Origin of the sequence: Devosia sp. LC5 (assembly GCF_000735585.1) — a bacterium.
In the GTDB taxonomy this organism is placed as follows: Bacteria; Pseudomonadota; Alphaproteobacteria; order Rhizobiales; family Devosiaceae; genus Devosia.
Genome location: NZ_JNNO01000002.1, coordinates 1 through 22,858, shown reverse-complemented (window position 1 = coordinate 22,858; position 22,858 = coordinate 1). Strand labels below are relative to the sequence as shown.

At 62.5% G+C, this 22,858-nt stretch carries 26 protein-coding genes and 1 pseudogene; 20 read left to right on the top strand and 7 right to left on the bottom strand.

The window, feature by feature from the left end:
- The first annotated feature begins 19 nt into the window (after window positions 1–19).
- From FF80_RS01750 to FF80_RS01665, 18 genes are all read left to right on the top strand, one after another.
- A complete protein-coding gene (locus FF80_RS01750) occupies window positions 20–796 on the top strand; it encodes a 50S ribosomal protein L21 (RefSeq protein WP_035097111.1) in 777 nt (258 codons plus the stop codon).
- 12 nt (window positions 797–808) lie between these two features.
- Window positions 809–1,075 carry a 50S ribosomal protein L27 gene (gene rpmA / locus FF80_RS01745; protein WP_035097109.1) on the top strand — a complete coding sequence of 89 codons (267 nt, stop codon included), beginning with the start codon at window positions 809–811 and terminating at the stop codon, window positions 1,073–1,075.
- 213 nt (window positions 1,076–1,288) lie between these two features.
- Window positions 1,289–1,813, top strand: coding sequence for a GNAT family N-acetyltransferase (locus tag FF80_RS01740; RefSeq protein WP_052153062.1), 525 nt, complete (start codon window positions 1,289–1,291; stop codon window positions 1,811–1,813).
- On the top strand, window positions 1,804–2,328 hold the full coding sequence (locus FF80_RS01735; RefSeq protein ID WP_052153061.1) for a GNAT family N-acetyltransferase: 525 nt from the start codon (window positions 1,804–1,806) through the stop codon (window positions 2,326–2,328). The genes FF80_RS01740 and FF80_RS01735 overlap by 10 nt, the downstream gene beginning before the upstream one ends.
- The gene (locus FF80_RS01730; RefSeq protein WP_052153060.1) at window positions 2,325–2,861 is read left to right on the top strand and encodes a GNAT family N-acetyltransferase; all 537 of its coding nucleotides are present in this window, start codon (window positions 2,325–2,327) and stop codon (window positions 2,859–2,861) included. The genes FF80_RS01735 and FF80_RS01730 overlap by 4 nt, the downstream gene beginning before the upstream one ends.
- Entirely contained in the window at window positions 2,858–3,901 is a 1,044-nt protein-coding gene (gene obgE / locus FF80_RS01725) for a GTPase ObgE (RefSeq protein WP_035097108.1), read from the top strand. The genes FF80_RS01730 and obgE overlap by 4 nt, the downstream gene beginning before the upstream one ends.
- A gap of 166 nt (window positions 3,902–4,067) precedes the next feature.
- Window positions 4,068–5,210, top strand: coding sequence for a glutamate 5-kinase (proB, locus tag FF80_RS01720; protein ID WP_035097107.1), 1,143 nt, complete (start codon window positions 4,068–4,070; stop codon window positions 5,208–5,210).
- 25 nt (window positions 5,211–5,235) lie between these two features.
- Entirely contained in the window at window positions 5,236–6,477 is a 1,242-nt protein-coding gene (locus FF80_RS01715; protein ID WP_052153088.1) for a glutamate-5-semialdehyde dehydrogenase, read from the top strand.
- A 6-nt stretch (window positions 6,478–6,483) separates the two neighbouring features.
- Window positions 6,484–7,125 carry a nicotinate-nucleotide adenylyltransferase gene (locus tag FF80_RS01710; protein ID WP_244445678.1) on the top strand — a complete coding sequence of 214 codons (642 nt, stop codon included), beginning with the start codon at window positions 6,484–6,486 and terminating at the stop codon, window positions 7,123–7,125.
- Between the two features lie 244 nt (window positions 7,126–7,369).
- Window positions 7,370–7,696, top strand: a complete 327-nt coding sequence (gene rsfS / locus FF80_RS01705; RefSeq protein ID WP_035097226.1) for a ribosome silencing factor — start codon at window positions 7,370–7,372, stop codon at window positions 7,694–7,696.
- Between the two features lie 9 nt (window positions 7,697–7,705).
- Window positions 7,706–8,188, top strand: a complete 483-nt coding sequence (rlmH, locus tag FF80_RS01700) for a 23S rRNA (pseudouridine(1915)-N(3))-methyltransferase RlmH (RefSeq protein WP_035097105.1) — start codon at window positions 7,706–7,708, stop codon at window positions 8,186–8,188.
- 42 nt (window positions 8,189–8,230) lie between these two features.
- On the top strand, window positions 8,231–8,491 hold the full coding sequence (locus tag FF80_RS01695) for a type II toxin-antitoxin system prevent-host-death family antitoxin (protein ID WP_035097104.1): 261 nt from the start codon (window positions 8,231–8,233) through the stop codon (window positions 8,489–8,491).
- On the top strand, window positions 8,488–8,871 hold the full coding sequence (locus FF80_RS01690) for a type II toxin-antitoxin system VapC family toxin (RefSeq protein ID WP_035097103.1): 384 nt from the start codon (window positions 8,488–8,490) through the stop codon (window positions 8,869–8,871). The genes FF80_RS01695 and FF80_RS01690 overlap by 4 nt, the downstream gene beginning before the upstream one ends.
- Window positions 8,872–8,982: 111 nt before the next feature.
- A complete protein-coding gene (locus FF80_RS01685) occupies window positions 8,983–10,350 on the top strand; it encodes a peptidoglycan DD-metalloendopeptidase family protein (RefSeq protein ID WP_052153059.1) in 1,368 nt (455 codons plus the stop codon).
- 7 nt (window positions 10,351–10,357) lie between these two features.
- Window positions 10,358–11,806 carry a S41 family peptidase gene (locus FF80_RS01680; RefSeq protein ID WP_052153058.1) on the top strand — a complete coding sequence of 483 codons (1,449 nt, stop codon included), beginning with the start codon at window positions 10,358–10,360 and terminating at the stop codon, window positions 11,804–11,806.
- Window positions 11,807–11,890: 84 nt separating this feature from the next.
- Window positions 11,891–13,012, top strand: coding sequence for a divergent polysaccharide deacetylase family protein (locus FF80_RS01675; protein ID WP_035097102.1), 1,122 nt, complete (start codon window positions 11,891–11,893; stop codon window positions 13,010–13,012).
- Between the two features lies 1 nt (window position 13,013).
- Window positions 13,014–13,553: an RNA pyrophosphohydrolase gene (locus tag FF80_RS01670; protein WP_244445677.1), complete on the top strand. Its 540-nt coding sequence runs from the start codon at window positions 13,014–13,016 to the stop codon at window positions 13,551–13,553.
- 9 nt (window positions 13,554–13,562) lie between these two features.
- Window positions 13,563–14,249 carry an aspartate/glutamate racemase family protein gene (locus FF80_RS01665; RefSeq protein ID WP_035097101.1) on the top strand — a complete coding sequence of 229 codons (687 nt, stop codon included), beginning with the start codon at window positions 13,563–13,565 and terminating at the stop codon, window positions 14,247–14,249.
- On the opposite strand, the gene FF80_RS20780 is transcribed toward FF80_RS01665, so the two are convergent.
- From FF80_RS20780 to FF80_RS01635, 6 genes are all read right to left on the bottom strand, one after another.
- A complete protein-coding gene (locus FF80_RS20780; RefSeq protein ID WP_052153057.1) occupies window positions 14,246–16,399 on the bottom strand; it encodes a methyl-accepting chemotaxis protein in 2,154 nt (717 codons plus the stop codon). The two genes, FF80_RS01665 and FF80_RS20780, sit on opposite strands and share 4 nt — an antisense overlap.
- Window positions 16,400–16,635: 236 nt before the next feature.
- Window positions 16,636–17,061, bottom strand: coding sequence for a F0F1 ATP synthase subunit epsilon (locus tag FF80_RS01655; protein WP_035097099.1), 426 nt, complete (start codon window positions 17,059–17,061; stop codon window positions 16,636–16,638).
- A gap of 82 nt (window positions 17,062–17,143) precedes the next feature.
- Window positions 17,144–18,583, bottom strand: coding sequence for a F0F1 ATP synthase subunit beta (gene atpD / locus FF80_RS01650; protein ID WP_035097097.1), 1,440 nt, complete (start codon window positions 18,581–18,583; stop codon window positions 17,144–17,146).
- Between the two features lie 24 nt (window positions 18,584–18,607).
- Window positions 18,608–19,495: a F0F1 ATP synthase subunit gamma gene (locus FF80_RS01645; RefSeq protein ID WP_035097096.1), complete on the bottom strand. Its 888-nt coding sequence runs from the start codon at window positions 19,493–19,495 to the stop codon at window positions 18,608–18,610.
- A 65-nt stretch (window positions 19,496–19,560) separates the two neighbouring features.
- Window positions 19,561–21,096, bottom strand: a complete 1,536-nt coding sequence (gene atpA, locus FF80_RS01640) for a F0F1 ATP synthase subunit alpha (RefSeq protein ID WP_035097095.1) — start codon at window positions 21,094–21,096, stop codon at window positions 19,561–19,563.
- On the bottom strand, window positions 21,097–21,657 hold the full coding sequence (locus FF80_RS01635) for a F0F1 ATP synthase subunit delta (RefSeq protein ID WP_035097094.1): 561 nt from the start codon (window positions 21,655–21,657) through the stop codon (window positions 21,097–21,099). It lies immediately after the preceding gene.
- Window positions 21,658–21,908: 251 nt separating this feature from the next.
- Here FF80_RS01635 and FF80_RS01630 point away from each other — a divergent pair, with 251 nt between their 5' ends.
- Window positions 21,909–22,160: a type II toxin-antitoxin system ParD family antitoxin gene (locus FF80_RS01630; RefSeq protein WP_035097093.1), complete on the top strand. Its 252-nt coding sequence runs from the start codon at window positions 21,909–21,911 to the stop codon at window positions 22,158–22,160.
- A complete protein-coding gene (locus tag FF80_RS01625) occupies window positions 22,141–22,434 on the top strand; it encodes a type II toxin-antitoxin system RelE/ParE family toxin (protein ID WP_035097092.1) in 294 nt (97 codons plus the stop codon). The genes FF80_RS01630 and FF80_RS01625 overlap by 20 nt, the downstream gene beginning before the upstream one ends.
- Before the next feature lie 3 nt (window positions 22,435–22,437).
- On the opposite strand, the pseudogene FF80_RS01620 reads toward FF80_RS01625, so the two are convergent.
- Window positions 22,438–22,858: pseudogene (locus FF80_RS01620) on the bottom strand (primosomal protein N'); the annotation flags it as partial.

Here is a 22,858-nt window from a genome sequence, read left to right as displayed (position 1 = left end):
TGACGCTCCTGGTTGAATAATGACTTTTGCCGTGATCAAAACCGGTGGCAAGCAGTACAAGGTTGCCGCCAACGACGTTCTCAAGATTGAAAAGCTCGACGCCGAAGCCGGCACCATCGTGACCTTCGACCAGGTCCTGATGATCGATGGCCAGGTTGGCGCTCCCCTGATCGAAGGCGCGCTCGTCGCTGCCGAACTGCTTGAAACCAAGAAGCAGAAAACGGTCATCATCTTCAAGAAGAACCGTCGCCACAATTACCGCCGCCGCAATGGCCACCGCCAGTTGCTCTCGACCGTGCGCATCACCGAAATCCTGACCGGCGGCGCCAAGCCGACGATTCTGGCTGCCGGTGTCGCTGCCAAGACCGATAGCGTCGCTGCCGAAAAGCAGGCCAAGGCCGCCGCCAAGACTGCTGCGCCCAAGACTGCAGCTCCCAAGACTGCAGCTCCCAAGACTGCAGCTCCCAAGGCTGAAGCCGCCACCGAGGCCAAGGCGCCGGCCGCCAAGAAGGCTGCCAAGCCAGCTGCCGATTTCACCGACGACATCAAGCTGATTGGTGGCGTGGGCCCCGCGCTGGAAAAGAAACTGATTGCCGCTGGCATCACCAGCCTCACCCAGATCGCTGCCTGGAAGAAGGCGGACGTTGCCAAGTTCGACGCAGAGCTGGATTTCCACGGCCGCATCGAGCGCGACGAATGGGTTGCCCAGGCCAAGGATCTGGTTGCCGGCAAGCCGCCGCGCGCCAAGGTCGACCAGGAAGCCGTGGCCGACAAGGCCGAAGACAAGACGAAGTAAGGATACCCCACCATGGCACACAAAAAAGCAGGCGGTTCATCCCGCAACGGTCGTGATACCGCTGGCCGTCGTCTTGGCGTCAAGAAGTTTGGCGGCGAAGACGTGATCGCTGGCAACATCCTGATCCGTCAGCGCGGCACCAAGTGGCATCCCGGCACCGGCGTTGGCCTGGGCAAGGACCACACCATCTATGCACTGATCGACGGCAAGGTTGCGTTCCGCACCCGTGCGAAATCGCAAGTTTTCGTCTCCGTCGAGCCGGCAGAGGCCGCCGAATAATCCGGCAGGTCTTGTGAACCCAGCCGGTGACCAGTTCCCCGGCTCGTGTTCCTGACGAGCGAAGTTTCAAGGGGAACCGGTGCGCCGGTTCCCTTTTTCGTTTCCATCAGAGAGCACCAAAATGCACGCCACCCGCACCCAAGCCGTTCCCGTCACCGTACGAGCCCGTAAAGCCGCCCGTGGTATTGGCCTCTTGTGTCGGGACGGTGCGAGATGACACCCATTGCAACCGAGCGGCTGATCCTGCGCGAGCCCAATCTTGCCGATGCGCCCTGCTATGCCCTGGGCGTTGGCGAATATGATGTGGCCCGCTTCCTGACCCCCGTGCCCTATCCCTATACTTTGGGCATGGCGATCGATTGGCTGCGCCGGACCGAACCGGCCACACCCGAGCGCTCCACCTTGATCATCGAATTGCCCGGCAAGGGCCTGATCGGCTGCGTCTCGCTGATATCGGAACTTGGCTTCTGGATTGCCCGTCCGCACTGGAACCGCGGCTATGGCACCGAAGCCGCGAGAGCCCTGCTCGATTGGCACTTTGCCGGCACAAAGGCGCAGACCGTCACCTCCAGCGCCCATCATAACAATGCTGCCTCACTCAGCGTGCAGAAAAAGCTGGGCTTTGTGCCCACTGGCACCGAAACACGATTTTCCCAGACCCTGCAGCGCGATGTGGATCACGTGGTCACTCAGCTGACACGGCAGGCCTGGACCGGGGGGAGACAGAAATGGTGCTGAAATATGACTTGCCCGACATCATCCGCACCGAGCGGCTGACCCTGCGCGCGCCGGCCATCACCGATCTCGATGATCTGGTGGCACTGGCCAATAATTGGCAGGTGGTCGAGCCGACCGCTGTCATGCCCTTTCCCTATTCCCAGGATGACGGCCGCGCCTTTTTGGCGACGATTGGCGATGCCGGCACGCCCCGCGCCTATGCCATTGCCAATGGCGATGACCGCTTGATGGGCGTTGTCAGCCTCAAATTCGCCGAGGGCAAATCGCCCGAGCTGGGCTATTGGCTGGGCCAGCCCCATTGGGGCAAGGGCTATGCCCCCGAGGCGGCCATGGGTCTTGTGCAGGCCGCAGCCGCTGCCGGCATTGCCGAGATCAATGCACGGGTGCTGCAGAGCAATGCCGCCTCGATCCGCGTGCTGGAAAAAGCCGGCTTCAAAACCATCGAGCACACGCACAGCGTCGTCGAGCGCCATCGGGGCAAACCGCTGCTGATCATGGCCTGGAGCGCGTCATGATCCCGCGTCTTTATTCATCGCGCTTCGTGCTGCGCCAACCCGAAATGGGCGACGCCGAGGATATTGCGCGCTATCTCAACGATTTCGACGTCGCGGGGAATTTGGCGCGCGTACCCTTTCCCTATCGCCTGTCCGATGCCAGGGCCTGGCTGCGCACCCGCACGCCCAATCTGCCGGTCGGGGAAACCAATTTCACCATTGAATTGCCCGGCGAAGGCTTTGCCGGCCATGTCGGGTTTCATCGCGGCCCCAAGGGACCTATATTTGGCTATTGGCTCGGCCGCCCCTTCTGGAACCGCGGCATCATGACCGAAGCGGCAAGTGCCAGTCTCGACTGGTTTTTCGCCACCACCAACGCACCCGTGGTCTATTCGGGCGTTTTCTATTTCAATGCGGCCTCTTTGGCAGTCCAGAACAAACTTGGATTTACCGAAACCGGCCGCTCAAGCCTGCTCTGCCTTGCGCGCGGCGCCGAGGTAGAGCATATCGACACAGAATTGACGCAGAGCGTCTGGAAGGCCCGTACACCATGAAATTCCTTGATCAGGCCAAGATCTTTGTGCGCTCCGGCGATGGCGGGGCCGGCTCCGTGTCGTTCCTGCGCGAAAAGTTTGTCGAATTCGGCGGCCCCAATGGCGGCAATGGCGGGCGCGGCGGCGACGTCGTGGTCGAATGCGTCGACGGGCTCAATACCCTGATCGACTATCGCTATCAGCAGCATTTCAAGGCCAGCACCGGCACCCATGGCATGGGCAAGAACCGCACCGGCGCCGATGGCGCCCATACCATTTTGCGTGTGCCCGTGGGCACCCAGGTGTTTGAAGACGACAATGAAACCCTGATCGCCGATCTGACCGAGGTGGGCCAGCGCATCGTGCTGCTCTCGGGCGGCAATGGCGGCTTCGGCAATGCCCATTTCAAGACCAGCTCCAATCAGGCGCCCCGCCATGCCAATCCGGGCCAGGTGGGCGTCGAAAAATGGATCTGGTTGCGGCTCAAGCTGATTGCCGATGCGGGTCTGGTCGGTCTGCCCAATGCGGGCAAATCGACATTCCTGGCTGCCGTTTCGGCCGCCAAGCCCAAGATTGCCGGTTATCCCTTCACCACGCTCCATCCCAATCTGGGCGTGGTCTCGATCGGCGAGCGCGATTTCGTGCTGGCCGACCTGCCCGGCCTGATCGAGGGCGCCAGTGAGGGCGCCGGCATTGGCGACCGGTTCCTGGGCCATGTCGAGCGCTGCGGCGTTCTGGTCCATCTCATCGATGGCACCCAGGACGATATCAAGGGCGCCTACAAGACCATTCGCGGCGAGCTGACCGCCTATGACGAGCGCCTGGGCGACAAGCCCGAGCTGGTCGTGCTCAACAAGATCGACGCCATCGATCCCGACGAGCTCAAGGAAAAGGTCAAAGTGCTGAAAAAGGCCAGCAAAGCCGATGTGCTGCTGGTCTCGGGCGTCACCGGCCAGGGTGTCGATCAGGTGCTCTACGATATTGTCGGGGTCCTCGACGCCGAGAAAGCCGCCAAGGTCGAAGCCGCCCGCCGCAAGATCGAACCCAATTGGGTTCCGTGATGATCCCTGGGCAGGCCCTTCTCACCTCCCCCTTTGGGGGAGAGGTCGGCGCGCAGCGCCGGGTGAGGGGGCCTTTCCTCCGCATCGCATCTAGAAGAGGCCCCCTCACCCGACCCAAAAGGGTCTCCCCCAAAGGGCGAGGTAAGCAGATCGAGTCCGCGACGAAATGAACGCCCTAGCGCCCTATAAGCGCCTGACCATCAAGATCGGCTCGGCCCTGCTTGTCGACAAGCAGGGCAGGCTGCGTGCCGGCTGGCTGGCCGATCTGGCCGCCGATATTGCCGCCCTCAAGGCCGAGGGAAGCGAAGTGGTCATCGTCTCCTCCGGCGCCATTGCGCTGGGCCGGGGCCGCTTGGGCCTCGACGCGCTGACCCTGACGCTCGAACAGAGCCAGGCCGCTGCCAGCGCCGGCCAGATTGCCCTGAGCCAAGCCTGGGCCGAGGCGCTGGGCCGCCACGCAATCGTCACCGGGCAGATCCTGATCACCCCCAATATCACCGAAGAGCGGCGCTATTACCTCAACGCCCGCACCACGATTGCCACCCTTTTGGGCTTGGGCGCCGTACCGATCATCAACGAGAATGACAGCGTCGCCACCGCCGAAATCCGCTATGGCGACAATGATCGTCTGTCGGCCCGCGTTGCCACCATGATCGAGGCCGATTGCCTCATCCTGCTCTCCGATATCGATGGGCTCTATACCGCCCCGCCCGCCAGGGATTCTTCGGCCATTCACCTCTCCGAAGTCTCCGCCATCACCCCCTCTATCGAAGCCATGGCCGGGGGCGCCGCAAGCCATCTGTCGCGCGGCGGCATGACCACCAAGGTCGAAGCCGGCAAGATCGCCACCCATGCCGGCACGGCCATGATTATCGCCAAGGGCACCGAAGCCCATCCGCTCAAGGCCCTGACGACAGGCGCCCGCCACACCCTGTTCCATCCCGCCCGCAGCCGGGCGCAGGCGCGCAAGCGCTGGATCATGGGCACGCTGGCCGTCGCGGGAAGTCTCCAGGTCGATGCCGGCGCGGCGAAAGCCCTGCTGACCGGCAAATCCCTGCTGCCCATCGGCGTCACCAAGGTTTCCGGCGACTTCGAACGCGGCGACACCATTGCGGTGACCAATCCCGAGGGCGTGGAAATCGCCCGGGGCTTGGCCGGCCTCGATAGTGACGAATCCCGCCTTGTCATGGGCAAACGCAGCGATGCGGTGATCGAAATTCTGGGCGCCGGCAATCGCGCCGCCCTTGTGCATCGCGACAATCTCGTGCTGGTAGGCAGCCAAGAGGAGAGCAGCAGTGAGCGCGCTTGAAGCCGGCAAATCGCTGAACGAGATCATGGCCGAGCTGGGCCGCAATGCCCGCATGGCCGCGCGCCGGCTCGCCCTCGCCACGCCCGAGCAGAAACGCACGGCGCTTTTGACCGCGGCTGGCGCCATCAATGCCCATCGCAAGGCAATCCTCCTCGCCAATGCCAAGGACATGGACGCCGCCCGCACCAAGGGCATTTCCACCGCCTTTCTCGACCGGCTCGAACTCAATGATGCCCGCATTGACGGCATTATCGCCGCGGTCAAAACCATTGCCGAACTGCCCGACCCCGTCGGCGCCAAAATTGCCGAATGGGACCGGCCCAATGGCCTGCATATCGAGCGCGTCCGCACCCCGCTCGGCGTTATCGGCGTGATCTTTGAATCACGTCCCAATGTCACGGCCGACGCCGGCGCGCTCTGCATCAAATCGGGCAATGCCGTCATCCTGCGTGGCGGCAGCGACAGTTTCCATTCCAGCCGCGCCATTGTCGATTGCATGCTCGATGGCCTGCACCTGGCGGGCCTGCCCGTCGAATGCATCCAGCTCGTTCCCACCACCGACCGCGCCGCCGTGGGAGAAATGCTCAAGGGGCTGGACGGCAATATCGACGTCATCGTGCCCCGTGGTGGCAAGACCCTGGTTGCCCGCGTCCAGGATGAAGCCCGCGTGCCGGTCTTCGCCCATCTCGAAGGCATCGTGCATGTCTATATCGACAAGTCGGCCGACCTCGAAAAAGCGGTGAGCGTGACCCTCAATGCCAAGATGCGCCGCACTGGCGTTTGCGGTGCCGCCGAGACCCTGCTCGTGCATCGCGACGTGGTCGGCACCCATCTCAATCCCATCCTTGACGCCTTGATGGCAAAAGGGTGCGAAATACGCGGCGATGCTATCGTCAACGCTAACAGTCCGTTAACCAAAACGGCCACTGAAGCGGATTGGCGCACCGAATATGAGGACGCGATTATCTCGGTAAAGGTGGTCGACAGCATCGAGGACGCCATCGCCCATATCGAAACCTATTCGAGCCACCACACCGAAGCGATCATCGCCGAAGACCTTGAAGCCGTTGAGAAATTTTTCAACGAAATCGACAGCGCCATTCTTCTGCACAACGCCTCCACCCAATTCGCCGATGGCGGCGAATTCGGTTTCGGTGGCGAAATCGGCATCGCCACCGGCAAAATGCACGCCCGCGGCCCAGTCGGCGTCGAACAACTGACCAGCTTCAAATATCGCGTCCGCGGCAACGGTCAGACGAGGCCTTAGCTCCATTTGACCCTCCGCGCTCCGCTCCGTATTTCCGGCATTACCGAACTGCCTCCCTCCGCGGCGGGCATGCGCATCGGCCTGTTCGGTGGCAGCTTCAACCCCATCCACGAGGGCCATCGACTGGTCATCGAGGAGACAATGCGCCGCCTGCAGCTCGAAGCTGTCTGGGTCATGGTGACGCCGGGTAACCCGCTGAAAAACCACAACGAACTCGCGCCCTTGGCCGACCGCGTCACCGCTGCGCGCACTCTCCTCACCGATCCGCGCGTCCGCGTCACCGGCTTTGAGGCTGCCTATGGCTTCACCTATTCCTGGCAGACCATCCGCTTCCTCACCACGGCCATGCCCGACCGGCGCTTCGTCTGGATCATGGGCGCCGACAATCTCGTCGACTTCCACCGCTGGGAACGCTGGCGCGATATCGCCGCCATGGTACCCATGGCCGTCTATGTCCGCCCCGGCTCCTCCCGCCTCGCCCCGGCCTCCCGGGCCGGTATTGCGCTAAGCCGCTACCGGATCGATGAAGAGGATGCCAGCCGCCTCGCCAGTCTGCCGCCCCCGGCCTGGATCTACCTGCATGGCCGCCAGTCGCCCCTGTCTTCTTCGGCAATAAGAGCACGGCGCCGTCGTGAAACTGCAAAGTGAGCGGCCTACCTTGCGAAAACCGCCTCAAAAGCGCATATTGCTGTCGTGTGATTAAACTCACCAATCAAGGAACTGACTGCTTGCCGTTTGCAAAGACGCCTGCACATTCCGATCAACAACCAAGGATGCTGACCCCACGCATGACCCATGCACGAGCATGGGCGGAAGGCCATTGCTGATGGCCGCGCTGCCCGAGAACACCTCTCCCCACGCCGAGGCCCCCATTTCCGCCCCGGAACGCCCGATGATCGATGTCATCCTTGAATGCCTTGACGATGCCAAGGCCGAGGAAATCGTTGCCGTCGACATTACCGGCAAATCCTCGCTGGCCGACCACATGGTGGTTGCTTCCGGCCGTTCGCAGCGCCATGTCGGCGCCGTGGCCGACCAGTTGGTCAACGCCCTGCGCGATGCTGGCCACGGCAAGCCGCGTATTGAGGGTCTGCCCCATTGCGATTGGGTCCTGGTCGATGCCGGCGATGTCATTGTCCACATCTTCCGCCCCGAAGTGCGCGAGTTCTACAACATCGAAAAGATGTGGCAGGCGGACTTCGCTGCCGACGCCCACTAAGCGTCCGGCATGCGGGTAGCAATCGCGGCTGTCGGCCGGATGAAGGCCGGGCCCGAACGGGAAATGGTGGCGCGCTATCTTGATCGCGCCATCGGCGGCGGCAAGCCGCTGGCCTTGACCGGTTTCGATGTCATCGAACTCACCGAATCCCGCTCCGGCTCCTCGGCCAGCCGCAAGGCCGACGAGGCCAAAGCCCTGCGCGCCGCCTTGCCCGACGGCATCATCGTGGCGCTCGACGAGCGCGGCAAAGCCATCGGCTCGGAAGCCTTCGCCAACCAGATCGGCCGCTGGCGCGACGATGGCCGTCCCGCGGCCAGCTTCATCATCGGCGGCGCCGATGGGCTCGATCCCGCCTTCGTCTCTGCCGCCGATCTCGTCCTGAGCTTTTCCCCCCTCACCTGGCCGCACCAACTGGTCCGCATCATGCTGGCCGAACAGCTCTACCGCGCCACCACTATCCTCTCCGGCCACCCCTACCACCGCGGCGATTGAAATGGACCATTGGATGGTCTATTTTATGGATGGAGGTATGACATGGAAATTTCTGTTACCGATGCCAAGAGCCAATTGACCGACCTCGTCCGGCAGGCGGAAGCCGGCAGCGAGGTCGTGCTCACGCGGCACGGCCATCCCGTAGCGCGCCTCGTACCCATTGCGCCGGCAAGGCTGACCCCGGAACAGCGCCGCGCTGTGCTGCAATCCTATGTCGGCATTGGAAAGACCAGCGACGGCGACGGCACCGATGCCGCCCATAGCCAGGACTTCCTCTATGACGAGCATGGCCTGCCCCAGTGATCGTCGTCGATACCTCAGCCTTGATGGCGATCATCAACAACGAGCCAACGGCTCCTGCCTGCATGGCCGCGCTCGAAAATGCGACCATCCTGGCCATCTCCGCCGCCACAATGTCGGAAGCTCTGATCGTCGCCACCGGTCGCGGCATCCTGCCAAAAATGGAAGCCCTTTTCGACCAGATGGATTTCGATATCGTCCCAGTCGATGCTGCAACGGCCCGGCAGATGGGCAGAATCTACGCGATCTGGGGCAAGGGCATCCATCCTGCCGGGCTCAATTTCGGCGATTGCTTTGCCTATGCCCTGGCCAAGGAGCGCAATTGCTCGCTCCTGTTCGTCGGCAATGATTTCAGCCAGACCGATATTGCCAGCGCGATCTGAGTCGCCGCGTAAAATCACGACATGGTTAAGCAGAGTTAACCTCTGGTTTTCCGGGGCTTTGCTATGGTGCCCCGATTGATTCGGGCGCCTGGCGCCGCTGCTGGAGATGTCATGGCAAAAGTGCCGGGCAAGAGGATGGGCAACAAACCGGGATGGGCGCTGGCAGCACTGGTGCTGGCGGTTATGCCCTCGCTGCCTCTGCTCGCCCAGACCCAGACGCCACCGCTCGCCCCGGCCGAAGCTCCGGCGGCGACGCCTGAAGCCGCAAATCCCCCGGCCTCCGAGCCCGATCCCGCCGCCGTTCAAACCGATCTGGAAGCCGTCGAAGCCTCGATCGCGCTCAGCCAGGAGCGGGTCGATGCGCTCAAGGCCGAAATTGCCGAGATGGAAGGTGACCGCACCAAGCAGAACGCCGCCCTCATCGCCGCCGCCCAGCGCGTCAAAATGGCCGAGATCGAAGTCGCAGACATCGAGGAACGGCTCTCGACGCTCATCGTCTCCGAACTCGAGGTGCGCGGCCGGCTCGACGGCTCCAATGCCGAGATCGCCAATGTGCTGGCCGCCCTTGAGCGCATCTCGCTCAATCCGCCGCCCGCGCTGATCGTCGACCCGGACGATGCTCTGGGTTCAGCCCGCAGCGCTATCCTGATCTCTGCCATCGTGCCGCAATTGCGCGCCAAGGCCGATGCCGTCACGGCCGATCTCAAACAGCTCAACGATATCAAGGCATCCGCCCTCGCCGAGGAAGCCACCCTCAAAGCCAATTTCTCAGTACTTGAGGAAGAACAGCTCCGCATCGCCACGCTCATCGCGGCCCGCAAACAGGGCATCGATGTCCGCTCGAGCGAATTGGCGGCCCAGGAAGCCGAAGCCGTGGCGCTCGCCGCCCGCGCCACCACGCTCAAGGACCTGATCGATAGTCTGTCGGCCCGGGCCAATGCGGTGCAGACGCCGTCAGCGCCCGCCGATCCCAACGCCGTCACCATGACGCCCGAACAGATCCGGGTGGCCCTGGCCAATAGCGCCCGCACCGAGCCTGCCATGCCCTTCGCCAATGCCAAGGGCTATCTCACCATGCCCGCCAATGGCGTCAATGTGGTCGATTATGGAGCCGGCGATGGCTTTGGCGGCATTTCGCACGGCATCTCGGTGGTCACCCGCGCCGAGGCGCAGGTAGTGGCCCCGGCCGATGGCTGGGTGCTTTATAAAGGCCCCTACCTCAATTACGGCCAAATCATCATTCTCAATACCGGCCAGAACTATACGACGCTCCTGGCGGGGCTCGATGCGGTCAGCGTCGATATCGGCCAGTTCGTGCTGATGGGCGAACCCCTTGGCACAATGGGATCACGCACAATTGGGCGTACCGTAACCACCAATGCTGGCAACTCCCAGCCGACCCTTTATATTGAACTGCGACAAAACAACGAGCCCCTCGATCCGACCGGATGGTGGGCGACCCCGACACAGAGTGGATAGAACCCTCATGCGCTTTCCGACCATCCGCGCCACTGCCTTGACTTTGGCGCTGCTGCTGCCCGCATCGACCCTGTTCGCGCAGGAAACCGCCCCGGCACCCGCCGAGGAAGCTCCGGTTCCCGCCGAGCAGGCTCCCGACCAGGCACCGGCCGAACCGGCTCCGGGTGGCGAACAGCCCGAACCCACGCCCGAGGAAAAGGCCGAAAAGCCGCGCGATCCGCTTGAAGTCTATGCCGATCTCAATCTGTTCGGGGAAATCTTCGACCGTATCCGTGCCGAATATGTCGATGCCCCCGACGAGCAGGAGCTGATCCGCGCCGCCATCCAGGGCATGCTGACTTCGCTCGATCCCCATTCGGGCTATCTGCCGCCCGCCGATTACGACGAAATGCGCGAGGACACCTCGGGCGAATTCGGGGGCCTGGGCATCGAAGTCACCATGGAAGAGGGCATCGTCAAGGTGGTCTCCCCCATTGACGATACCCCCGCTGCCAGGGCCGGCATCCTGGCCAATGACCTGATCGTCGCCATTGACGGCGTCTCGGTTCAGGGCATGGTACTCGATGACGCCGTTGCCAAGATGCGCGGCCCACTGGGCACCTCGGTGAAAATCACCGTCGCCCGCGAAGGCGTGCCCGATCCGCTCGAGTTCGAATTGACCCGTGCCACCATTGCCATGCGGGCCGTGCGCTGGTCCATGGAAGGCGGAGAAGCCGAAGGCGAGGGCGACGTTGCCGTGCTGCGGCTGTCGCGCTTCTCCGAACAGGCGTTCGTCGGCATCCAGCAGGCCATCAAGGACATCTATGCCGAGCGCAAGGATGTGCCGCCCAAGGGCATCATCCTTGATCTGCGCAACAATCCGGGTGGCCTGGTCGATCAGTCGGTCTATGTCGCCGACGCCTTCCTCAAGCAGGGCGCGGTCGTGCTGACCCGTGGCCGTGTTCCCGAGGAAAGTGCCCGCTATGACGCCCAGCCCGATGCGCTCGATGCGCAGCTGGCCGATGTGCCGCTGGTCGTGCTGATCAATGGCGGCTCCGCTTCGGCCTCCGAAATCGTCGCCGGTGCCTTGCAGGATCACAAGCGCGCAACCGTCGTGGGCACGCGCTCCTTCGGCAAGGGTTCGGTGCAGTCGATCATCTCGCTTGGGCCCGATGGCGCCATGCGCCTGACAACGGCGCGCTATTACACGCCGAACAACCGCTCCATCCAGGCGCTGGGCATCACCCCCGATATCGAGATCAAGCAGACCGTCCCGGCCGAATTGCAGGGCCGTGACGAGATCATCGGTGAAGCCGGGCTGGCCGGGCACATCACGGTCGAGGGCCAGGAAGAAACCACCGTCGGCTCCTCAGTCTATGTGCCGGCCGACAAGGCCGAAGACGCCCAACTGCAATATGCCATCCGCCTGATCGATGGCGGGGAGACCAACGCGGCCTATCCGCCCAAGGCGGAATGAGCTTGGCTTCCATGCTATGACATTGTGGGGCGGGACGGCTGATTCGCCGTCCCGCCTCATGGCTTTTCATGCGGGACTTTTTCGATGGCCAATGATCTCAGCACGCCGCTGACCGGCCGCAAGCGTCCGCCCGGGGAAACCGGCCGCGGTTTTCCTTTGGCGCGGGTGCTGTTCGCCATCATCGCGCTGATCGGCATCGGCTTCGTGCTGCGCCTGATCCTCGCCAATGATCCAAATGGGGGCCGCCCGAGCCAGGACGTCGCCATCACCTCGACCCGCAATTCCAATCAAGTGGCCAATGCGGTGGCCACCGGCCCCGCCACCATCACCGCCGATCCCCAGCAATATCCCGCCGGCAGCACTATCGCCACGACCGGTGCCGATGTGCCCGCTGCCGCCGGCCAGCCCGACGCCTTCGGCGCCCTGCCCGACCTCAGCGAAGAGACCGCCAACGGCCCCATTCCCCGCATTGCCAGCGACGGCCGCACCCCCTTTGCCGCCTATTCGCGGCCCAGCACGGCGCCGGCTGGCCTGCCCAAAGTTGCTATCATCGTCAGCGGGCTGGGCATTAACGAGCAAGGCTCGCTCGACGCCATCGAACGCCTGCCGCCCGATATCACCCTGGCCTTCGCGCCCTATGGCAAGACGCTGAACAATAGCGTGGCAGCCGCCCGCAGCAGCGGGCACGAAATCCTGCTCGAAATTCCGCTCGAGCCCTTCGACTATCCGCAGAACGATCCCGGCCCGCAGACCCTGCTGACCGGGGAGACCCCGCGCGCCAATCTGGACAAACTGTTCTGGCTGCTGGCCCGCTTTGGCGGCTATGCCGGGGTGATCAACAATATGGGCGCCCGCTTCACCGCCTCGGCCGCCGATTTCTCGCCCATCATGGAAGAGTTTGGCGCCCGCGGGTTGGGCTATATCGATGATGGCTCATCCAACCGTTCGGTCGCCCCGCAATTGGCCGCGGGCAATAACGTGCCGTTTTCACGTGTCGATGCGATGATCGACGCCAATCCCTCCCAGCAATCCATTCTCGCAGCGCTTACCAGCCTTGAGGCCAAGGCGGTGGAGAACGGCCACGCAATCGGTATTGTCAGCGCCCTACCCATATCGGTAGCGGCGGTCGCCGAATGGTCGGCCGCTCTGGAAAGCAAAGGGCTCGTGCTGGTGCCCGCCAGCGCCCTGATGAAACAAGCAGAGTAATATGATGGCCAAGGCCCTTGATCGACAATCCATGCCCTATCGCGACTGTGTGGGCATTGCCGTCTTCAATCATGAGGGCAATGTGTTCATCGGCCGCCGCAGGCCCGAGGAAGACCCCGAGGATACCTCCGAGCAGAACGCCCCCTGGCAGATGCCCCAGGGGGGCATCGACAAGGGGGAGGACCCGCTGCGCGCCGCCCTGCGCGAGTTGCACGAGGAAACCAATATCACCGCGGTGAGCCTTCTCGCCGAGGCGCCCGAATGGATCTATTACGACCTGCCCGATGATGCACTGGGCATCGCGCTCAAGGGCAAATATCGCGGCCAGCGCCAACGCTGGTTCGCCTTCGCCTTTACCGGCCAGGATAGCGAAATCGACGTCGAAACCCCCGGCGGCGGCAAATACCCGGCCGAGTTCGACGCCTGGCGCTGGGAAAAGCTCACCCGCACGCCAAGCCTGATCGTTCCCTTCAAGAAGGACGCCTATGACAAGGTCGTCGAAGCCTTTGCCGATATTCCCCAGCGCTTCACCCACGCATAGACTGGCGCCATGAAAACCATCGGCCTGATCGGTGGCATGAGTTGGGAATCCACCGCCCACTATTATCGTGTGCTCAACCAGGAGACCGCCACTCGTCTCGGTGGTCTCCACTCCGCGCCGCTGATCGTGCATTCGGTGGATTTCGCCCCCATTGCCGAGATGCAATCGACGGGTGACTGGGACGGCGCGGGCCGCCAATTGGCCGAGATCGCCAAGGGTCTGGAACGCGCCGGCGCCGAAATCATCGGGCTGGCGACCAACACCATGCATGTGGTGGCCGATGCCATCACGGCTGATCTTGCCGTGCCCTTCATCCACATCGCCGACCCCACCAGCGACGCCCTCTTGGCCGATGGCTTTTCCACGGTGGGCCTGCTGGGCACGCGCTTCACCATGGAAATGGGCTTCTACCGCGATCGCCTGACCGAACGCGGCATCACTTCGCTGATACCCGAAGTAGATCGCACCAATCTCAACGGCATTATCTACGAAGAACTGTGCCGGGGCATCGTGCGCGAGGAATCCCGCCGCATCTATATCACCGCCATCGAACGCCTCGCCGCCCGTGGGGCCGAAGCCGTCATTCTGGGCTGCACCGAAATCGGCATGCTGATCGATGATTCCATCAGCCCGCTGCCGACATTCGACACCACGGATTTACACGCCAAAGCGCTCGTCAGCGCGGCTCTGGCCTAGGCGGCGCGCCGGCTGCCCTGTTCAGCCGCCGGCTTGTTCAGCACGAACACGTCCACCAGGCCATCGAGACTCTGCGCCTGCGCCTCGGTCTGCTCGATCGCCGCATTGATTTCCTCGACCAGCGCCGCATTATGCTGTGTCATCTCATCCAGCATGCGCACCGCAGTCGATACTTCATCGATGGACGATGCCTGCTCGCCACTGGCCTGCGCGATGGCCTCGACCAATTCGCTATTGGCCCGGACGGCTTCCAGCATCATCTGCAAGCGTCCGGCCGCATCCGAGACCAGCCCCGAGCCACCCCGCACCTCATTGGCCGATTGCTCGACCAGCGCCTTGACGTCGGCCGAAGCGCTAGCTGCCGACTGCGCCAGCCGCCGCACTTCCACTGCCACTACGGCAAAGCCACGCCCGGCTTCACCAGCCCGTGCAGCTTCCACCGAAGCGTTGAGCGCCAGAAGATTGGTTTGGAAGGCAATATCGTCGATCATGCCGATAATATTGGAAATCTTGGCCGAGGATTGGGTGATCCGCTCCATCGCCGCATTGGCATCGCTCATCACGACGCCGCTTTCAGCCGCCGTCAGCGCCACGGCGCGGGCCTTGCCGGCCGCGTCGCGCGCCATGCCGGCATTGTCAGCCACGGTACCGGCCAAGGCCTCCATGGCCGCCGCTGTCTGTTCAATCGTTGCCGCCTGCCGCGTGGTGCGTTCGGACAGGTCATTGGCGCCCGACAGGATTTCTCCCGTCGCCAGCCGTAGCGCGCGCGAAGTCTGCTGCAGCTGCCCGACCACCTCGGCAAAGCGCGACACCGTGCCGTTGAGCGCATGACGCAGGTCTTCAAATTGCGGCGCGAACGGCACATCGATGCTGGCCGTGAGATCCCCCTCGGCCAATTGGGCCAGCCCCGCCCCTACGGCCGCGACTGCCTGCTTGCGCGCGGTAACGTCGGTGGCAAATTGCACAATCTTGTACGGCATCCCATCGACGCCCACGATGGGGCTGAACGTGCTCTGGATCCACACTTCATGACCATCACGCGTACGGCGGCGATATTCGCCTGCCTTGAACTGCCCCGCCGCCAGATCGAACCAGAATTGCTTATAGGCCACCCCGCTCGGATCAGCGCCGAACAGGAAAAGCGCATTGGGCTGCCCCAGCACCTCGTCGGGCTGATAGCCCACCAGATCGAGAAAATTCTGATTGGCCGCCAGAACCTGACCCTCGAGCGAAAATTCCACCACCATTTGCGACATGGAAATGGCATTGAGCTGGCCGGTATGATCAGCCGCTTCCGCCAGATGGCGGCCCGTCTCGGCGCCCAGTTCGGCGACGCGCTGCCCATTGCGGCGGAACACTTCCACCGCCTTGGCCATGGCGCCGATTTCGTTGCGCCGCTCAATATAGGGCACTTCGGCATCAAGCTCGCCAGAAGCAATGGCATTCATCACGGCCGAGAGCCGCGGAATGGGCCGGGTCAATAGCCGCGACAGCAGCAGCGCCAGCGCTCCGATCACCAGCAACACGCCCCCACCCACAGCGAGCAGCATGGTCAGCGAACGGCCCACCACCGCCTCGATCGGCGCGCGATCGACCGCCACCATCAATGCGCCAATTATCGTGCCATCTGCCATGGCAATCGGCTGATGCAGCAGGAAATAGCCAATGCCCTCAATGACCGCTTCGCTGTGTACGGTCTGATTGGCCATCATCGACGCAAACAGCGGCGTTCCGGCAGCGATCGGAATAGCAAGCCGCTCGCCATTGGGCTGCACCAGGCTGGTCGTGCCAGCCACGAAATCGGGGCTGACCTCACTATTGTAGACATAAACCGTCACATCCTGCCCGGTGACGCGGGCAATGGTGTCGATGACATCATTGGTGCGGAACCGCGGCATGGAGCGCATCACCAGGCCAGCCACATTGCCCGCCTCGTCCGCCACGACCTCCAGGCTCGGCAGATTGACCTGCAGGATTTCTGCGCTGATCCGGGTGGCGCTGGCCACTTCCTTGGCGGCATCCTCGCTGGCCGAATTGGAGAGACTGATGAACAGCCCGACCAGAACCGCCAGCACGGCAATGGCAATCGAGCCGATCGCCATGGCGGCAATGGCAAATGTCAGTCGCAGATGACCCAGAGCAGCGCCCATGAAATACCCCCAAATGCCCGCGTTCCGGCCCGGCCGGAGTGATGGTTCGGAAGGCAGAGTGACGGCAGTTTATTAATCGTGCGTTTAAGTATGCATAATTCTCAACGCCATCAAATACTTGCCTATATTTTGAGCAAGAACGCCTAAACTTGACGGACATAACAAAACAGCCGCCTCCACAGGAGGCGGCTGCCGAGATCAGCGAAGCAGACCGCCGGAGGTCCGGCAGAAGCAGCTTAATGAATATGGGTGCCGTTGATCTGGCCGGCTTCGATGGCCAGGTTCAGCAAGCCGCTGACCAGCACCTGCGCATAGGACTTGTCGTCCGGCGTCTGGGCGCGGGCCAGCTCTTCCTCGGCCGCCTTGATTTCAGCCTGCAGATCGCCGGTGTCGAACTCATGGAACGGGGAGGCTTCTTCGGCCAGGATGGTCAGCCCTTCGGTGGACACATCGGCAAAACCGCCGCGCACGAAATACACATGCGCCTTGCCATCCAGGCCGGTGACCGTGATGAAACCCAGCCGCAACGTGGTCATGAACGGAGCGTGGTCCGCCATGACAGTAAAATAGCCTTCGCTGCCCGGAACGGTGACCGAGGTCACGACTTCCGACAGCACCAGCCGCTCGGGCGACACGATCTCGATCTTGAGGCCTTCAGCCATTTTTTTGGTCCCTTAACGGAGCGCCCGAAGCATCGAGCCTATGCAATGGGTCCGCCGCAAACGGCGAACCCAAGTGGCAAAATCAAGCAGCCTGAGCGGCCAGCTTCTGCGCCTTCTTGACGGCATCTTCGATGGTGCCGACCATGTAGAAGGCAGCTTCCGGCAGGTGATCATATTCACCATCGACCAGGCCCTTGAAGCCCTTGATGGTGTCTTCGAGCTGCACGAACACGCCCGGCGAACCGGTAAAGGCTTCGGCCACGTCGAAGGGCTGGCTCATGAAGCGCTCGATCTTGCGGGCGCGGGCCACGGTGAGCTTATCTTCTTCGCTGAGCTCGTCCATGCCCAGGATCGCGATGATGTCCTGCAGCGCCTTGTACTTCTGCAGCACTTCCTGCACCCGGCGGGCGACGAAGTAATGCTCTTCGCCGACCACGTTGGGATCGAGGATGCGCGAGTTCGAAGCCAGCGGATCCACGGCCGGATAGATCCCCTTTTCCGAGATGGCGCGGTTGAGAACGGTGGTCGCGTCAAAGTGGGCGAACGAGGTCGCCGGCGCCGGATCGGTCAGATCGTCGGCGGGCACGTACACGGCCTGCACCGAAGTGATCGAGCCCTTGTTCGTGGTGGTGATGCGTTCCTGCATCTGGCCCATATCGGTGGCCAGCGTCGGCTGATAACCCACGGCCGAAGGAATACGGCCCAGCAGAGCCGACATTGCAGCACCAGCCTGGGTAAAGCGGAAAATGTTGTCCACAAAGAACAGCACGTCCTGGCCCTGGTCGCGGAACTGCTCGGCAATGGTGAGGCCCGTCAGCGCCACGCGGGCACGCGCCCCGGGGGGCTCGTTCATCTGACCGAACACCAGCGCGCATTTGGAACCGGCGGCCGAGCCGTTATTTTCGTGCGGGTCCTTGTTCACGCCCGATTCGATCATTTCGTAGTAAAGGTCATTGCCTTCACGGGTGCGCTCGCCAACACCGGCAAACACCGAATACCCACCATGGGCCTTGGCGACGTTGTTGATCAGTTCCTGGATCAGCACGGTCTTGCCCACGCCGGCGCCGCCCATCAGGCCGATCTTGCCGCCGCGTGCATAGGGAGCGATCAGGTCCACGACCTTGATGCCGGTGACCAGAACCTGGCTTTCAGGGTTCTGCTCGGCAAAGGCAGGCGCTTCCTGGTGGATTTCGCGCTTGGCGTCGCCCGAGATCGGGCCGGCTTCGTCGATCGGCTCGCCGATGACGTTCATGATGCGGCCCAGGGTAGCTTCGCCAACCGGAACCGAGATGGCGGTGCCGGTGTCGACAACTTCTGCGCCGCGCACCAGACCTTCGGTCGTGTCCATGGCAATGGTGCGCACGGCGTTTTCGCCCAGATGCTGTGCCACTTCCAGAACCAGACGCTGGCCATTATTGGTGGTTTCGAGTGCGTTCAGAATCGCGGGCAAATGACCGTCGAACGTGACGTCCACGACGGCGCCGATGATCTGCGATACGCGGCCGGCCTTTTTCTCTGCCATTTGCTTCGTCCTTCGCTAGGGTGCTTAGAGCGCTTCCGCGCCCGAAATGATTTCGATGAGTTCTTTGGTGATCTGGGCCTGGCGCTGGCGGTTATAGCTCAGCTGCAGCTTGCCGATCATTTCGCCGGCATTCCTTGTCGCATTGTCCATGGCGGACATCTGCGCGCCGTAGAACGAGGCGCCGTTTTCAAGCAAGGCGCGGAAGATCTGCACGCTGATATTGCGTGGCAGCAGGTCTTCGACAATGGCTTCTTCGCTCGGCTCGTATTCATAGGGTACGGTAGAAGTCGCGGCGGCGCCTTCGCCTTCGATCTTTTCGATCCTTGCCGGAATGATCTGCAGCGCCGTCGGCACCTGGCTGACCACCGAGTTGAACTTGGCAAAGAACAGCGTCGCCACGTCGAACTCGCCAGCCGCAAACAGGGCTTGCACTTTTTCCGAGATCAGCGCCGCCTGGGCGAAGCCGATCGTCTTGATCTCGCGGAAGCTGATCGTATCGATGATCAGGTTGGGATATTGCCGCTTGAGAATATCGTTGCCCTTGCGGCCAACGGTCAGGATCTTGACCGTCTTGCCTTGGCTGAGCAGCTTGGCGGCGTGGTCGCGCGCCAGACGGGCGATGGACGAATTGAAGCCACCCGCCAGCCCGCGCTCGCCGGTCGCCACGATCAGCAGATGCACCTGATCCTTGCCCGTGCCCGCCAGCAGCACCGGAGCGCCAGACTGACCTTCATAGACCGATGCCAGGCTCGCCAGCACCTTGCCCATGCGCTCGGCATAGGGGCGCGCGGCCACAGCGGCATCCTGGGCACGGCGCAGCTTGGCCGCCGCGACCATCTGCATGGCCTTGGTGATCTTTTGCGTCGATTTGACCGAATCGATCCGGTTCTTGAGGTCCTTTAGCGACGGCATCTGCCTATCGTCTCCTTGGGCCTTGAAGCGCGACCGGCGAACCGGTCACGCGCCAGACAACGTTATTAAGCCGCGTAGGTCTTCTTGATCTCGTCGAGAGCCGACTTGAGCTTGGCACGGGTGTCGTCGCTCAGCGCCTTCTCGGTCGCGATCGTGGTGAGAATGGCGGCATGCTTGCCACGCAGGGCGCTCAGCACGGTCTTCTCGAAATCGGCAACCTTGTTGACCGGAATGCTGTCCAGATACCCATTGGCACCGGCAAAGATCACCGCAACCTGTTCTTCCGTCTTGAGCGGGGAGAACTGGGGTTGCTTCAGCAACTCGGTCAGGCGCGCACCGCGGTTCAGCAGGCGCTGGGTCGAGGCGTCGAGGTCGCTCCCGAACTGGGCAAAGGCGGCCATTTCGCGATACTGCGACAGCTCACCCTTGAGCGAGCCTGCAACCTGCTTCATCGCCTTGACCTGAGCGGACGAGCCCACGCGGCTCACCGACAGACCCACATTCACGGCCGGGCGGATACCCTGGAAGAACAGGTTCGTCTCAAGGAAAATCTGGCCATCGGTGATCGAGATCACATTGGTCGGGATATAGGCCGACACGTCATTGGCCTGGGTCTCGATCACGGGCAGCGCGGTCAACGAACCCGAGCCATGGGCTTCGTTCATCTTGGCGGCGCGTTCGAGCAGGCGCGAGTGCAGATAGAACACGTCGCCCGGGTAAGCCTCGCGGCCCGGCGGACGGCGCAGCAGCAGCGACATCTGGCGGTAGGCAACGGCCTGCTTGGTCAGATCGTCATAGGCGATCACGGCATGCATGCCATTGTCGCGGAAGAACTCGCCGATGGCGCAGCCGGTGAACGGCGCAATATATTGCAGCGGAGCCGGATCGGATGCCGTCGCGGCGATCACGATCGAATAGGGCAGCGCACCCGATTCCTCGAGCTGCTTGACGAACTGGGCGACGGTGGAACGCTTCTGCCCGACAGCGACATAGATGCAATAGAGCTTGTCGGTGTTCGAAGCATTGGCGTCATGGGCCGGCTTCTGGTTCAGGAACGTGTCCAGAATGATGGCCGACTTGCCGGTCTGGCGGTCGCCAATGATCAGCTCGCGCTGGCCACGGCCGATCGGGATCAGCGCATCGATGGCCTTGAGGCCGGTCGACATCGGCTCATGCACCGACTTGCGTGGCAGAATGCCGGGAGCCTTGACGTCAACGCGGCGGCGTTCGGTATATTCGATCGGGCCCTTGCCATCGATCGGATTGCCCAGGCCGTCGACGACGCGGCCGAGCAGGCCCATGCCGACGGGGGTATCAACGATCGAGCCGGTCCGCTTGACGACATCGCCTTCCTTGATGGCGCGGTCATTGCCGAAGATCACGACGCCGACATTGTCGGTTTCGAGATTGAGGGCCATGCCCTTGACGCCGCCCGGGAACTCGACGAGCTCACCGGCCTGCACATTGTCCAGACCATAAACGCGGGCAATACCGTCGCCGACGGAGAGCACTTGGCCGACTTCGGAAACCTGGGCTTCCTGGCCGAAATTCTTGATCTGGTCCTTGAGGATCGCAGAGATTTCCGCGGCTTTGATGTCCATTTATCCGACCTCTTTCATGGCGATCTTCATCGCGGTCAATTTCATCTTGAGGGAAGAGTCGATCATCTGCGATCCGACCTTCACCTGAAGGCCCCCGATCAGCGAGGTATCGACGAACTGGTTGAGCGTAACGGTCTTGCCGATCTTGGCCTTGAGCGTTGCGGCCAGCGACTTGACCTGCGCAGCGGTGAGCGGAGCGGCCGAGGTCACATCGGCCCCAACTTCGCCACGCGCCTCAGCCGCCAGCTCGCGGAAACCCGCGATAATGGCGTCGAGCGCGAACAGCCGGCCATTCTTGGCCACAAGGCGCAGGAAATTGGCGACCAGGTCATTGGTCTTGGCCTTGGCCAGCAGCGCGTCAAGCGCATGCGCCTTGGTATCGGCTGTTATCACCGGCGACCGCAGGAAGCGGGAAAAATCCTGGCTTTCCCCGATCAGGCGGGAAACGTCGGACAGCGATGTCTCAACGGATGCCAATTGGTTCTCGCTCTGGGCGAGATCGAACAGAGCCGACGCATATGGCCGCGCGATCTGGGTAAGCACTGAATTCTGCGCTGCCAATGCCGCATCACCCTCTTGGTTGCCTGCCTGACGATCGCCCCATTTCGTTTAGAGAAACCGGGCGGTCGTTGACGCTTGTTCTTATCTGGAAAAGGAGCCGTCCGGAGACCCCTTTAAGGTCGCGCTGGCTCTAGCACAAGGCCCAAGCGCCACGCAAGGCTTGGCGGCGCGATTCAAAGGCGGCGAAAATGTCGCAGGGCAGGCTTTGCCCAACTACCAATATTTGGTAATCTCGCCACAAGGAGTTTCTAATGGCCAAAAATACCTCCATTTCGCTCAGCGAGCATTTTGCCGGCTTCGTCGATGGTCAGGTCAAAACCGGGCGCTATGGCTCGGCCAGCGACGTCGTCCGCGCGGGACTAAGGCTGCTGGAGGAGCACGAGGCCAAGGTCAAGGCGTTGCAAGATGCACTGATCGAAGGCGAGAAGGGGCCGTTCACCCCGTTTGATCGCAAGGCAATGTTGGAGGAGCTTCATCTCGAACATGGCCGTCCTAAGACTTGATCTCTCCTCCGCTGCAAAATCGGACATCAGCAATATCTGGCGCCACACGGCGGAGAAATGGTCTGTCGAACAGGCTGATGCTTACTATGACGGCATTGCCAATGCGCTGGACGATATCGCCAAAGGCAACATTGTTGGCCTGCCGGTCGACGTGCGGCATGGCGTCCAGAAGCACCTGCTGATGTCGCACGCCATCTATTTCCGCACCTCCGCCAACGCCATTGAGGTTCTACGCGTGCTCCATCAAAGCATGGACGTCCGCCGCCACCTCTAACGCCTACATAAAGCTCATCGGATCGATATCCACCTGCACCCGCAGATTGCCCGTAACCTTCTCGGCCGAGCCGAGCCAGAAGCGGACATAGCCGGACAGATCGAAATCCTTGCCGGACTGGGCCAGCAGCCGCACGCGATGGCGGCCGCGGATAATGGCGACGGGAGCGTCGGCCGGGCCGAAGAGCTTTACCCCTTCGGCCATCGGCGCTGCGGACAAAAGCCGCTTGGCAAAACCCATCGCCGTATCATGCTCATTGGCCGAGACGATCAGCGCCGCCAGCCGTCCGAATGGGGGCAAACCACCCGCTTCGCGCGCCATCAGTTCGTGGGCGTAAAACGCCTCGCGATCACCCGTCACCATGGCGCGCATCACTGGATGGTCGGGGTGATAAGTCTGCAAAAACGCCTTGCCCGTCTTGGAG

Coding starts and splice junctions, on each gene's coding strand:
- FF80_RS01750 (WP_035097111.1), top strand. CDS start 20: ATGACTTTTGCCGTGATCAAAACCGGTGGCAAGCAGTACAAGGTTGCC.
- rpmA (WP_035097109.1), top strand. CDS start 809: ATGGCACACAAAAAAGCAGGCGGTTCATCCCGCAACGGTCGTGATACC.
- FF80_RS01740 (WP_052153062.1), top strand. CDS start 1,289: ATGACACCCATTGCAACCGAGCGGCTGATCCTGCGCGAGCCCAATCTT.
- FF80_RS01735 (WP_052153061.1), top strand. CDS start 1,804: ATGGTGCTGAAATATGACTTGCCCGACATCATCCGCACCGAGCGGCTG.
- FF80_RS01730 (WP_052153060.1), top strand. CDS start 2,325: ATGATCCCGCGTCTTTATTCATCGCGCTTCGTGCTGCGCCAACCCGAA.
- obgE (WP_035097108.1), top strand. CDS start 2,858: ATGAAATTCCTTGATCAGGCCAAGATCTTTGTGCGCTCCGGCGATGGC.
- proB (WP_035097107.1), top strand. CDS start 4,068: ATGAACGCCCTAGCGCCCTATAAGCGCCTGACCATCAAGATCGGCTCG.
- FF80_RS01715 (WP_052153088.1), top strand. CDS start 5,236: ATGGCCGAGCTGGGCCGCAATGCCCGCATGGCCGCGCGCCGGCTCGCC.
- rsfS (WP_035097226.1), top strand. CDS start 7,370: ATGATCGATGTCATCCTTGAATGCCTTGACGATGCCAAGGCCGAGGAA.
- rlmH (WP_035097105.1), top strand. CDS start 7,706: ATGCGGGTAGCAATCGCGGCTGTCGGCCGGATGAAGGCCGGGCCCGAA.
- FF80_RS01695 (WP_035097104.1), top strand. CDS start 8,231: ATGGAAATTTCTGTTACCGATGCCAAGAGCCAATTGACCGACCTCGTC.
- FF80_RS01685 (WP_052153059.1), top strand. CDS start 8,983: ATGGCAAAAGTGCCGGGCAAGAGGATGGGCAACAAACCGGGATGGGCG.
- FF80_RS01680 (WP_052153058.1), top strand. CDS start 10,358: ATGCGCTTTCCGACCATCCGCGCCACTGCCTTGACTTTGGCGCTGCTG.
- FF80_RS01675 (WP_035097102.1), top strand. CDS start 11,891: ATGGCCAATGATCTCAGCACGCCGCTGACCGGCCGCAAGCGTCCGCCC.
- FF80_RS01670 (WP_244445677.1), top strand. CDS start 13,014: ATGATGGCCAAGGCCCTTGATCGACAATCCATGCCCTATCGCGACTGT.
- FF80_RS01665 (WP_035097101.1), top strand. CDS start 13,563: ATGAAAACCATCGGCCTGATCGGTGGCATGAGTTGGGAATCCACCGCC.
- FF80_RS20780 (WP_052153057.1), bottom strand. CDS start 16,399: ATGGGCGCTGCTCTGGGTCATCTGCGACTGACATTTGCCATTGCCGCC.
- FF80_RS01655 (WP_035097099.1), bottom strand. CDS start 17,061: ATGGCTGAAGGCCTCAAGATCGAGATCGTGTCGCCCGAGCGGCTGGTG.
- atpD (WP_035097097.1), bottom strand. CDS start 18,583: ATGGCAGAGAAAAAGGCCGGCCGCGTATCGCAGATCATCGGCGCCGTC.
- FF80_RS01645 (WP_035097096.1), bottom strand. CDS start 19,495: ATGCCGTCGCTAAAGGACCTCAAGAACCGGATCGATTCGGTCAAATCG.
- atpA (WP_035097095.1), bottom strand. CDS start 21,096: ATGGACATCAAAGCCGCGGAAATCTCTGCGATCCTCAAGGACCAGATC.
- FF80_RS01630 (WP_035097093.1), top strand. CDS start 21,909: ATGGCCAAAAATACCTCCATTTCGCTCAGCGAGCATTTTGCCGGCTTC.
- FF80_RS01625 (WP_035097092.1), top strand. CDS start 22,141: ATGGCCGTCCTAAGACTTGATCTCTCCTCCGCTGCAAAATCGGACATC.